The 12,087-nt window shown below is 39.1% G+C and carries 11 protein-coding genes and 1 pseudogene; 10 read left to right on the forward strand and 2 right to left on the reverse strand.

Annotation, left to right across the window (positions count from 1 at the left end):
• The first annotated feature begins 260 nt into the window (after positions 1–260).
• Entirely contained in the window at positions 261–440 is a 180-nt protein-coding gene (locus tag THEPK_RS06295; RefSeq protein WP_042699654.1) for an ATP-binding cassette domain-containing protein, read from the forward strand.
• Positions 415–1,668: an MFS transporter gene (locus tag THEPK_RS06300; protein ID WP_042699656.1), complete on the forward strand. Its 1,254-nt coding sequence runs from the start codon at positions 415–417 to the stop codon at positions 1,666–1,668. The genes THEPK_RS06295 and THEPK_RS06300 overlap by 26 nt, the downstream gene beginning before the upstream one ends.
• Positions 1,669–1,797: 129 nt before the next feature.
• On the opposite strand, the gene THEPK_RS06305 is transcribed toward THEPK_RS06300, so the two are convergent.
• Complete coding sequence (locus tag THEPK_RS06305; RefSeq protein WP_042699658.1) at positions 1,798–2,712, reverse strand: DMT family transporter; 915 nt, start codon at positions 2,710–2,712, stop codon at positions 1,798–1,800.
• 730 nt (positions 2,713–3,442) lie between these two features.
• Between THEPK_RS06305 and THEPK_RS06310 the strand changes: the two genes are divergently transcribed.
• The 7 genes from THEPK_RS06310 (at position 3,443) to THEPK_RS06345 (ending at position 10,595) form a co-directional block, all read left to right on the forward strand.
• The gene (locus THEPK_RS06310; RefSeq protein WP_042699660.1) at positions 3,443–4,861 is read left to right on the forward strand and encodes a B12-binding domain-containing radical SAM protein; all 1,419 of its coding nucleotides are present in this window, start codon (positions 3,443–3,445) and stop codon (positions 4,859–4,861) included.
• Positions 4,858–5,856 (forward strand): hypothetical protein, encoded by a 999-nt coding sequence (locus THEPK_RS06315; RefSeq protein ID WP_042699662.1) that lies wholly within the window; start codon positions 4,858–4,860, stop codon positions 5,854–5,856. The genes THEPK_RS06310 and THEPK_RS06315 overlap by 4 nt, the downstream gene beginning before the upstream one ends.
• Before the next feature lie 60 nt (positions 5,857–5,916).
• Positions 5,917–6,788, forward strand: a protein-coding gene (locus tag THEPK_RS12610; RefSeq protein ID WP_156882084.1) for an IS982 family transposase whose coding sequence is annotated in 2 segments (ribosomal slippage) — positions 5,917–6,343 and positions 6,343–6,788 — 873 coding nt in all. Because the reading frame shifts where the segments join, the coding sequence is not laid out codon by codon here.
• A 35-nt stretch (positions 6,789–6,823) separates the two neighbouring features.
• Positions 6,824–8,053, forward strand: a complete 1,230-nt coding sequence (locus THEPK_RS06330; protein ID WP_042699665.1) for a radical SAM/SPASM domain-containing protein — start codon at positions 6,824–6,826, stop codon at positions 8,051–8,053.
• A 5-nt stretch (positions 8,054–8,058) separates the two neighbouring features.
• Positions 8,059–9,018 carry an ATP-binding cassette domain-containing protein gene (locus THEPK_RS06335; RefSeq protein ID WP_052315901.1) on the forward strand — a complete coding sequence of 320 codons (960 nt, stop codon included), beginning with the start codon at positions 8,059–8,061 and terminating at the stop codon, positions 9,016–9,018.
• Positions 9,011–9,802: an ABC-2 family transporter protein gene (locus tag THEPK_RS06340; RefSeq protein WP_042699668.1), complete on the forward strand. Its 792-nt coding sequence runs from the start codon at positions 9,011–9,013 to the stop codon at positions 9,800–9,802. The genes THEPK_RS06335 and THEPK_RS06340 overlap by 8 nt, the downstream gene beginning before the upstream one ends.
• 4 nt (positions 9,803–9,806) lie before the next feature.
• Positions 9,807–10,595, forward strand: coding sequence for an ABC-2 family transporter protein (locus THEPK_RS06345; protein ID WP_042699671.1), 789 nt, complete (start codon positions 9,807–9,809; stop codon positions 10,593–10,595).
• Positions 10,596–10,962: 367 nt separating this feature from the next.
• On the opposite strand, the gene THEPK_RS06355 is transcribed toward THEPK_RS06345, so the two are convergent.
• On the reverse strand, positions 10,963–11,451 hold the full coding sequence (locus THEPK_RS06355; RefSeq protein ID WP_042699676.1) for a hypothetical protein: 489 nt from the start codon (positions 11,449–11,451) through the stop codon (positions 10,963–10,965).
• A 65-nt stretch (positions 11,452–11,516) separates the two neighbouring features.
• On the opposite strand from THEPK_RS06355, the pseudogene THEPK_RS12615 reads away from it, so the two are divergent.
• Positions 11,517–12,087 (forward strand): annotated as a pseudogene (locus tag THEPK_RS12615) (IS982 family transposase); the annotation flags it as partial.

Consider the following 12,087-nt stretch of genomic DNA (forward strand, 5'->3'; position numbering starts at 1 on the left):
AGAGTAAGGGGGTCTTTATTAAACCCCCCAACTCGGCTTTTTCGTGAAGGAAGCTTTTGGGGGTTTACCCGCTTTCCGGAAATTCCCCCATCAAACGTTACCAACCACGGGTTTACAAAAATTATAAATATCTGGTAGCTCTGTTTTTATTCACCGGTGTTTTAATGGAGATGTAGCAATGGCAGATAGGCGGAAGTTTCCAGGTTAATGGCACTTCCTTGCAATCCCAAATCCCGGCTTGCCGGTGGAAGGTGAACCCCATGGTCGGCGAGGTAATCCGGCTAACCGGCGTCTCCAAATCCCTCGGAAACGTTGAGGTGCTGAGGGGTATAGACCTCTCAATCCGCGGGGGAGAGTTCGTGGTGATAGCCGGAGAGAACGGCTCCGGTAAGACGACGCTCAAGGAGAATCTTAATGTTTCTTATGGATTTAGAACTTGATGAGCATACTAGGGGGAATACACAGAAGAAAAATGCTTTATTTTTATCCCTTGCATATTTTCTTTCTGTAATTGGAGATGGTGTTAGAACGATTGTTTTGCCATTAATAGTTTTAGATATCACGAACTCAACATATTTTATGGGCTTGATCTTCTCAATCGAGACGATAGTTTTTATTGTCTGTGGGATGTTCTCGGGTGCTATTGCAGACAGGATGAACAAAAAATACCTCCTTATTGGCTCAGATATATCGAGAGCAATCCTTGTTTTGAGCATTATTCCCATAGGTAGTGGTTACCCCCAGTTTTTCAAAATCTGGGTGTTAATTGTGGCAGTGCTGATGAGCTTTGCGGAAACATTCTTTAGGCCCGCTTTTTTTGCTCTGGTGCCTGAAATCGTTGATGAAAAGGATATTGATAGGTTTAATTCACTTTTAACTACACTGTCCAAAGGTGGGGACATAATTGGATTCTCGCTTGGAGGGGTTTTATACAACACACTAAAGATCAACGCCCTCCTTGTGGACGGACTGTCATTTTTAGCTTCCGCAGCGATAATCGGGACTATAGCAGTAACTCAAAAGCCGATGGTGGGGTCTAACAGGAACATACTAAAAGACCTGAAAGAGGGCATGGTATTCATAGGAACCAACGGATTCATACGGAGCATACTGTATTACGGCCTTTTGATGAACTTTTTCTCCGCCCCCATAATGATCACAATGCCGGCGCTGGCGAAGGTTCTCTTCCCAGAAAAAAGCGGATATGTCTATGGACTCATGAAAATAGGGTCGAGTGCGGGGGTAATAATCGCAGGTATTCTCCTTTTATCCCTCAAAAAGATAAACAGAAAAACCTTGTTTGTTTTGGGCATCACGGGAGAGGGCGTGGCGATGCTCCTACTCGGATCATTACAGCCAATATCTGGACAATATGAGCTAATACTGCTGATACTGATAGCAATGAACTTCATCCTGGGCGTTTCTGTGGCTATACTGAACATACCCATTACCAGCTGGCTCCAGATATATACTCCTCAAGAGATGAGAGGAAAGGTGAAAATGATTAATGACGTGATTCTGTCTGTTCCAATTGCAGTCTCTCCTCCATTATTTGGGTACGTATTAGAAAAAATTAACATATTCACTCTGCTTATCTTCATGGGTGCTATGATGACCATTATTGGGTTCAGTGCATATTTTAATATGGTAGAGCCTGAAAAGGGATAGTGTTTACAAAAAGCTCGGCTACACCATCGAGAGGGAGCACGAGATTGAGCTTGAAGGCAAAAAATACAGGTTCTACAGAATGGTGAAGCCGTTCTAACCCCGGATAGTTCTTCTGCCTTCAAAAAGCAGTTATTTGTGGATTTCTTCTCTGGAGAGCACGTACACTCCAAGAAGCATGATCATGCCAAAGAAGACCTTCAGTGCCGTGAGACTCTCGCCAAGAGCTAGGAAGGCAATAAAAGCTCCCATCAGAGTCGAGGTCGAGAAAATTGCCCCCGTCCTCATCGCACCGATTTCTCTGAGGGCAAAGAGAAATAACACGAGAGAAAAGCCTATGCTGAACGCACCGACGGTTAAAACGTACGGAAGGCTCTGGAGCGGGATGTAAAATGGGACTCCAATTAGAGAGGCCAGAGTTAATAGTGCACTTCCTCCAAACAGCCCCTTCAACGAAGTTACCAAGAGCAAGTCCCTCTTAACACTTAACAGCTTGCTCAGGTTATTATCTATCGCCCATGAAAGACCTGCCAAGATTATTAAAATGTTCCCAAGAATGCCTTTGCTCAGCTCTACTTCCCTAAAGTTTTCTGTCGAGATTACAACGGCTCCGATTAAAATCAAAACGAGTCCAAGGGCTCCCCTTCGGGAGGTTCTCTCTCCAAAGGCCAGCAGGGCAATCAGCACCGTGAACAGCGTTTCAGTGTTGAGCAGGAGGGAAGCATTGACCGCAGTCGTTCTATCGAGTCCGAACATAAAGAACAGCGGCGCCAGAAAGGAGCCGAAAAGCACTATAAAAGCCAGCAACAGCAAATCCCGCCTTGAGAAGCCTTCCTGGGCTTTAACACTGGATTCAAGCCGTTCAAGGATTCTATCCTTAAGGGGCGTGAGACGGAGGAGCATTAAAACTATCCCCGCCGTTAGATAGATACTTCCCGCTATTATCATTGGATGAACATTTCTAAGGGCGATTTTATTCAGCGTTGAACTTATTCCAAAGAGCAGAGCAGCTAAAACTGCACTCACATAGCCATAGTGATGCGTCATGATGACAAATACAAAAGGGGAGGTTATAAACGTATTTCACACAAAACGAAAAGAGATAGCACGGAATAGCATTGTTCGAACAGCTGTGCCCATACTCTGTTCTAAGAGGTAAAGAGCGGACTTTCATCATTCAATCACCACGCTAATATTAAGAAGATAGAATAATTCACACTTATCAAGCTAGATATCAAATTGAAGGGGATAAACAGCAATATTGGGCTGAACAGCAGTGCAAAGCAATTATTAGGATACGTGTTGAAAGTTAATTGAGTTTAGGTATTTCGCAACCTACGTAATATGTCGTTTGGTGGAGAATAGGAGGATGGATGTGTAAGCGCCAATGCTTACTAGATTTTGAGGGCTTATCTGAGGAAGTATCGTGGTGTCAGTTTCAGGTAGTTACAGGGTTATTTTGGACTTTCTGGCGTTAATTCTGAATAATAGGTGGGGGTTCTCAGAATTAACACCAGCCAAAATATCTAGATGAGCGAAAAGCTTATTACTCTAAATTGAGGTTATATTAATGAGGTGGTTTATGCATGGAGAGTACTGTAAAAATGGTACCTCAAGAACAAATTCAAGACTTCAAAGCTCAGAACCTTTTTATACCAAGGATTTTGAAAGAAAAACCCCCACGTCCTATCACAATGTCTAAAACCGGTCCATGTCCCCCCAAAGATCCGTACTTTTAGTTTTTATTTTTTCCACTTTTAAAACAGGTGATGTTATAATGAGATTGGCTTTAATTAAGCTTCCTATGGGAGCTCATCTTAGTTCTCATCCACCTTTAGGAATAACATATTTAGCATCTTATATTATTCAGCATAATATTATAGAACCATCAGATATATGTCTTTGTGACTTGGATTTAGTTCTACGCAATGCCTATTTTGATGGATTGGATATTTTGCATCTTTCCAAAGGAGAACTGCTCAAGTTACTTGCTGACACGATCGCAGGATTAAATTGTGAGATAATCGGATTTACAGTATATAACCATAATGTTAGATTATTGTCTGATATAGTAAAAGAAATACGAGATAAAATCCCAGATTCAATAATAATTATTGGAGGTCCCTTCCCCACACTCTTTCCTAAAATGGCCCTCAAGTATACTGGAGCAGATTATGCCGTTATTGGGGAGGGTGAACAGACACTATATGAACTTCTTAACTATCTAGCAACTGGCAAACCAAAACTAAACCGAATCAGAGGAATTGCATATGTGGATAAAGAGGGAAATATTAAACTCAATCCTAGGAGAGAACTTATTAGTAACTTAGACAAGATTCCGTTTCCAGCATTTGACCTGCTTCCTCTTGATGAGTATTGGGAATTCGATTACTTTCCTTCACTTCCACTGATAACTTCAAGAGGGTGTCCCTATCAATGCACTTTTTGTTCAGAACGCATAATTTGGGGCAAAACTGTCAGATTCAGAAGTATAAAAAATGTAATAGATGAAATAGAGAGAGATATATACGATTTTGGTGTAAGGGAAATATTGTTTTATGACAGCACCTTTACCCTTAATAGAGATCGTACTATAAATCTTCTTAAGGAGATAATTAATAGACGTCTTAATGATGAGGTTAGGTTCTTTGCTCAAACTCGTATAGACTGTATTGACAAAAAACTTCTTGAATTGATGAAACAGGGAGGTTTTGCCATGATTACATTTGGGGTTGAGACGGTAATAAAGTCAAGCATTGTAGAAGCTAACAAAGGGTATCCTCACTATATAGACGTTATTAATCATATTAAGGAACTAGTTAAACATGCCATTAAACTTGGGTTATATGTCAATGTGAATTTCATTATAGGATTCCCCTCAGAAACAAAAGACGAATTGCTCAAAGAACTTCAGTTGATTAAAGAATTACGACAATATGGGGCAATTCCCCGAGTTCATTTATTAAATCCTGAAGGAGAGCTACTTAATAAATACAAAGATGAATTAATTTCTAATCCAACTTATTATCGGGAGTTTTCCTCCCCATTAGAAGGAATCTCCGAACCAATTCCAGAAATTGATTCAGACTATTTCATTATACCTCCAAAGAATCTTAGCATTGATGAATATGTTAGTCTTTTTGAAGAGGCAATGTTTATAAGCGGTAGCATTGAGCCGGCGGGGATTTATTTATGATGAGGATAAAGATTGTTGATCCATTAACTTACTTTTCTACAGAAAAACTAAAAGAAAAAATCATTGAGCATTATTATCCTCCAAATTTCCCATTTTTCTTTACTTATCATTCTCTTCAGACACTTTTTGCGTACATTGTAAAAAAAGAAAATATTCTTGGAGAGATAGCAATGGTCAAAATTGGAAGGATCTTACATGTTGAACGTATTCTGTTGGATGAAGGAGAAAATGAGTTGGAATCAATTCTTTCTTTGATAAATACTTTTGCTACAAATTACCTAAAAGCACAAGAGGTTAGATACTATGTTTTAAAAGAAGTCAGTGGTGACATCTTCTTTCCTGGATCTAATACAGTTATAGGATCTCTTATTCCTACTAAGTACTACCCTCTCTTTAAGAAAAAGCAATTTTTGGAAATAGATTGCAGAATTGGATATCAGATAAAATCACTAAAAGACGTGGCAGATGTCGATACCTCTGACATCAATTTAAGTATAGGTATGGAGCCAAAACGTTACTACGAATTTCATGGAATACCAAATTATCCGGTAAATTTTATTCATGAAATATATGGGAAATTATTATCTCCCAACTTTTTTGTATTAAAAGCAGCTTTTAAAAATAGGGACATTGCTCTCTTTCATTGGTATCCAAATTACTATAGATTACTAAAAGACAATCCCATGATATTGTTTAGTGATATGAACGAAAATCAAATATCAGAAATTATACAGCGACTAAAGGAGGCAAAGATATTCAAAATCTTGTTTCATCCTAATATACTCGGCAAAATTGATTTAAGAATTGTCTTGGCCACTATAAAAGCTGTGTTAGATTTCCTTCATGAACAATTTGGTATAAAGCATATTCAAATTGGCAATTTTAATCCTTTTACTGAATCTTATTTAACATCGGCTTTACAAGAATTAGGAATGACCCCTATCTATGAATTTAGGACATTTTCATGGTGCACTGGAGGTGTGTGTGATGGATAAATAACCCTAGTTCCCATTAGATCGTTAGAGTTATAAGCACTTAAGTCTTTTGGTTGATTGGTGGTTGTTATGAACTTTCAGCAGGAAATCCTGATCATAAAATCCGAAATCTATCCGATAATCAGCAAACACTACCCGAAAAACACTCACAGGGAAATAATCAGCCTCTACGACCTAATAACCTTCGCAATACTAGCACACTTGCACTTTAACGGAGTTTACAAGCACGCTTACAGAGTCCTAATCGAAGAAATGAAGCTGTTCCCCAAAATCAGGTACAACAAACTAACAGAACGCTTGAACAGGCACGAAAAACTCCTGCTCCTAGCGCAGGAAGAATTATTCAAAAAACACGCCAGAGAATACGTTAGAATACTGGACTCAAAGCCCATTCAGACCAAGGAGTTGGCCAGAAAAAACAGGAAGGAGAAGAAGGGTTCTTCAGAAATCATCTCTGAAAAGCCCGCAGTTGGGTTTGTTCCCTCTAAAAAAAGTTTTACTATGGGTACAAGCTGACCTGTTACTCTGATGGGAACCTGTTGGCTTTGCTGTCCGTTGATCCGGCAAACAAGCATGATGTGAGTGTTGTCAGGGAAAAGTTCTGGGTGATTGTTGAGGAGTTTTCTGGCTGTTTTCTGTTTTTGGATAAGGGTTACGTTAGTAGAGAACTTCAGGAGGAATTCCTGAAGTTTGGCGTTGTTTACACGCCGGTGAAGCGGGAGAATCAGGTTAGTAATCTGGAGGAGAAGAAGTTTTACAAGTACTTGTCTGACTTTCGCAGGAGGATTGAGACTTTGTTTTCGAAGTTTTCTGAGTTTCTTCTGAGGCCGAGCAGGAGTGTTAGTTTGAGGGGGTTGGTTGTCAGGATTTTAGGGGCGATTCTGGCCGTGAATCTGGACAGATTATACAACTTCACAGGTGGTGGGAACTAGGGTATAAATATTTTGTTCCCAGACCTAGAATTATAATGAAAGAGTATGGTGGATGGTCAACACTGTATGATTTACGAAAGAGAAAGAGCCTGGACATTAACAAGGAGGGGGCTTTACTCCTTAAGCAGATTATAGGAAAGAGAGTAAATGAGGTACTGACTAAATTAGCAAAAGAACTAACACCAATTGAGATGGAATCAATTCAGAAATTCCTTGAAGAACTAATTCATGAAGGATGGCTTAGTATCTCCACACAACCAAGTAAGTTAAAAGTTATTAGGGGACCATTAGAAGCTGTCTATATTGAAGTGCTCAGAATTTGTAATTTGAACTGCAATCATTGTTATCTCCCAGAATGGAAGTCTAAAATGTCCTTTAATGATTTTTCACTAATATTGAATGAAGCATCAGAGTTGGGTGCATATAAAACGAGTATAACAGGAGGAGAGCCATTATTACATCCCGATATCTACAAAATGATCCAATACGCATATGATCTTGAATTTGACGTCAATCTCCAAACTAATGCAACACTTCTCACAAGCCATATAGTACAAAAGCTTACTAAGTACGATGTTTCAATTACAACTAGTTTAGACGGATTAGAGAATGTCCATGATGAGTTTAGAGGTATGAGTGGTGCATTTTCACGCACTTTAAGTGGAATACGTTTGGCCAAAGAGGAAGGATTACCAGTAAGAGTTAACGTCACATTGCACTCAAAGAACATTGATTCAATCCGTAAACTATTGTTGATGCTGAATCGCTTAGAAGTAGATGAAATAAATGTATTCTATCCTATCTTTACGGGGAAGGCCAAGACCATGAATGACATCGTTCCATTTTTGAAAGCTGTAAAAATTTTGTATGAAAATGAAGACTTAATCGGTTACAAGAAATACTATAATATTGCTATGTATAGTGGAAACTGTACTTTTTGTGGTATAGCTGAATGCTTTTTATTTATTACTGCTAGAGGAGACGTAACACTATGTCCTGCATTTTCAGGAGATGAGACATTTTATATAGGAAATATTCATCAACATACCCTATCTGAGTTATGGAACAGTAAAAAAAGAAGGGATCTCTTAGATAGATTGCAGTGCAAATTAATTCAAGAATGTCCCTATTCCAGAGGATGCAAAGGCGGATGTAGATCAAGAGCTTACTATTTCAGTGGTAAAAATCCATCTGCCCCGGATGTTATCTTCTGCAACCTCTGGAGGCTCTTGTTTTCGGAAAATATCAAAGAACCTCAGAGTTGAGAAAAATGTCCGAGATAATAATCAAAATAGAAAATCTTGACCTCATTTACAAGCGTGGCCAAGAGCGCATCAAAGCGTTAGATTCAATTAACTTGACTATCAGCAAAGGTGAAAAAGTTGGCATACTGGGTCCCAACGGGGCGGGGAAGTCATCACTAATAAAAATTTTGGCGGGAATTATTAGGCCTACATCTGGAAATGTAATTTGTTTAGGTTTGAACCCCTTTAAAGACCGTCGTAAATATCTGGAAAAAATTGGAGTTGTTTTTGGGCATAAAGGTTTTTTAATCCCAGATGTACCTGTTATAATGTCTCTTGAACTCGCAGCTGCAGTATATGGTGTGCCTAAAGAAGAATTTAACAAAAAACTCAAAGAATTGACTGAAATTTTAGGAATTGAACGAAGTCTTCTAAAGCGCCCTCCTCGCTTGATGTCCCTTGGTCAAAGAATAAAATTTGAACTAATTTCTTCTCTCCTTCACGAACCCGAACTTCTTATTCTCGATGAAGCCCTAATCGGAATTGATGTTGTGTCAAGACATATTATAAAAAACTATTTGACAAAAATAAACAAGGAACTTGAGACCACAATTTTAATTTCATCCCATATTTTATCTGACGTGGAAGATTTTTGTGATCGAGTCATAATACTGAACAGTGGCAAGTTAGTACTTGACACGAGCATAGAACAGCTGAAAAAGCGGCTTGGACAATTAAAGCAAATTGAAATGCACGTAATTTCCGAAGCTTATGCACCTTACGTAGCGGAGATGCTCAAGAAGGTCTCTTCTGATGTTACAGTGGACGGGACATTTGTAAAGTGCAGATTGCCATCTGAAAAAGTCAATGAAATTTTAACACTCATGTTAATGCCCAACAATCACAAATTGAACATTATAGAGGACATTATCATTAAAGAACCTTCTTTGGAAGACATCATTAAGAAGGTGTCTAACTATGAATAGGCTGTCTTGTGTAATCAACGTCCTCTTAAAATCTGCAGTGGAAAGGGTTAGGCTGTATAAAACCGACTTAGCTCTCTATTTAGTAGCATGGTGTGGATTTACCGCTCTGTTAATGACCTTCTGGACTTCGGTGTTAGCCAATTTTGAGATTGTGACCTTTACACGTGGAGAAGTGCTTGCATTTATAGGGATGTACTATATTGCATGGGGCATCGTTTCTTTTTTCTGGGGTGTACGGGATCTTCATGTTTACATTGTAGATGGCACAATTGACGTTTACCTGACCAAGCCCATAAATCCTGTGTTTTTAGTAATCTTAACAAAAAGCCATGCTGGAGTAGTTTTGGAAATTCTTACTGGAGTGATTCTACTCCTAATATCAATTCCACTATTGCCCAACCCAATAACTACTAAAAACATTTTTTTAAGCATTATTTTCCTCTCAGGAGGCGTAGCTCTTTATGCTTTAATCTACGGGGCTTTGAGTATGTTGGCCTTCTTCGTAGGTAGGATGGAGCACACTATTGAGCTAATTGACTACGCCTATGAATACACGTATTATCCGCTAAATTTTCTACCTAAGGGTCTGAGAAGCATTCTTACTTGGGCATTACCCTTGGCATTCTTAGTCACACTCCCTACTCTCAGTTTACTTGGGAAACTATCGACTAAGAAGCTCATAATATCAATCATCGGGGAGGGTATTCTACTCATCGTGTGGTTTGGGATTTTTGTGGCTGTTTTCAAAAAGGGCTTAGAGAAATACACATCTGCAGGAGGATGAGTGTATGAAGCTCGCAGTGGTGAAAACTCTTGTACAGGTTCATTTTGAGAAGCTCAAGACGTATAGGCGGGATTTTTTAATAGGGTTTGTTTCTGCTCCCATACAATTTCTCTTTCTTGTAGCTTTTTGGAGCTATGTCTATAGAACCTTCTCTCAAAAAACAGATATACCTACACTTAACGTAACGATTGCTTATTATGCTCTTCTCCTTATCTATGATAATGCAATCTCAGCATTAAATATCTCTGGAAAGCTCTCTAGAGATATATTTACGGGCAGAATTGATGTACTTCTCTCTAAGCCAATTTCTCCCCTGCTTAATTATGCCATTGAAGGTTATGTAAGATACCTTGTTTTTATACCGGTCTACCTCATTGTTTACTTTCCTATTGCGATAAAACTTGGTTTAAAATTTGACACTGAACATATTCTGGTAGCTTTCTTAGTTTTGTTGGCCTCCTCTACTATCAAGTTTTTAATAAGCTCTCTACTCGGCTTAGCTTCTGTATGGACTGGTAAAATAGTAGGTATAACAAGAATATATCAATTTGTTGAGTTAATACTCTCTGGAGGATTTGTTCCCTTATACCTTTATCCTGAGCCACTAAAAAGTATTGCAACATTCCTTCCTTTTTATTACCTCGCATACGTGCCAGTAGTGATTTGGATAGCTCCTGAGCTTGTTGCTCCTTCAACTTTTGTACTGTTGACTGTGTGGATTGTAGTATTGCTCTTCTTGGTGCATGTTATAACTCATCGTGCTTTATCCTCATATCAGTCTTCGTATGGATGATTTTTGGTATTTCGCATTGGCTCATCCACCTATTGTGACTGAAAGGTTTTAGAGTTTTCTTCCTGAGGGCTTATCATGGCAAGTGCCCCCAAACTCCTATATATCATGAGATTCTAATTCTTTTGGTGTTGTTTGGGTGAGAATAGCTGAATGGATGTGTAAGCGCCAATGCTTACTAAAGAAACCAACACTCCCAACCTGACTACGTTATTAAGGAAGAATAACCTGTCAATCACATTAAAAATTAACCCCGGGAGGATTAATGTTAAGATGGTTGAAATTAAGGCTGAGTAGTAAGAGTTAAACTCTTTCTTAAACCCCCAGAAGACGATTAACAAAAAACTAAAGGATATGAAGTAATCAACCATCATAATATCGCCGTCCAATAAGTCCATGTTATCTTAATGTCAATCCGAGTATTAACTCTCCCAGCATAAGTTATTGTGACATGCCCCGAACGGTCATCCGGATTTAAAGAAAAGTAGTCCCAGTCAAAATAAGATTTGTCAAATGCATCATATGCTTGAATTTTTATGGAATGAAATGTCATAGGAAGTGGTAGAGGTACATCAGAAATTTCGACGGGAATAGTTTTGGGACCATCCCACTCAAGATATAATGGGCATGCATACTCTGAGCAGTGTATAAGATCAAGCTTGGCATAAGCATAGAATTTGCCATCCTCAGCCGTTCCAGAGGCTGTGTAAATGTGTCCGGCATCACCTACTTGAAGGTGCAAGGTTATGGTGATGTCTTTGAAATATACTACCTGTTCTGGGCTTATTTCCTTTTGGTTAGTAGGTTCTGCTACTGTCATTTGGGCAGTCCCCACCAAACCTAACACTAACAACCCCAACAGTAAACACCCTAGTTCCCATTAGATCGTTAGAGTTATAAGCACTTAAGTCTTTTGGTTGATTGGTGGTTGTTATGAACTTTCAGCAGGAAATCCTGATCATAAAATCCGAAATCTATCCGATAATCAGCAAACACTACCCGAAAAACACTCACAGGGAAATAATCAGCCTCTACGACCTAATAACCTTCGCAATACTAGCACACTTGCACTTTTAACGGAGTTTACAAGCACGCTTACAGAGTCCTAATCGAAGAAATGAAGCTGTTCCCCAAAATCAGGTACAACAAACTAACAGAACGCTTGAACAGGCACGAAAAACTCCTGCTCCTAGCGCAGGAAGAATTAATTCAAAAAACACGCCAGAGAATACGTTAGAATACTGGACTCAAAGCCCATTCAGACCAAGGAGTTGGCCAGAAAAAACAGGAAGGAGAAGAAGGGTTCTTCAGAAATCATCTCTGAAAAGCCCGCAGTTGGGTTTGTTCCCTCTAAAAAAGTTTTACTATGGGTACAAGCTGACCTGTTACTCTGATGGGAACCTGTTGGCTTTGCTGTCCGTTGATCCGGCGAATAAGCATGATGTGAGTGTTGTCAGGGAAAAGTTCTGGGTGATTGTTGAGGAGTTTTCCGGCT

It is taken from the genome of Thermococcus sp. PK (assembly GCF_000430485.1).
GTDB lineage: Archaea > Methanobacteriota_B > Thermococci > Thermococcales > Thermococcaceae > Thermococcus_A > Thermococcus_A bergensis.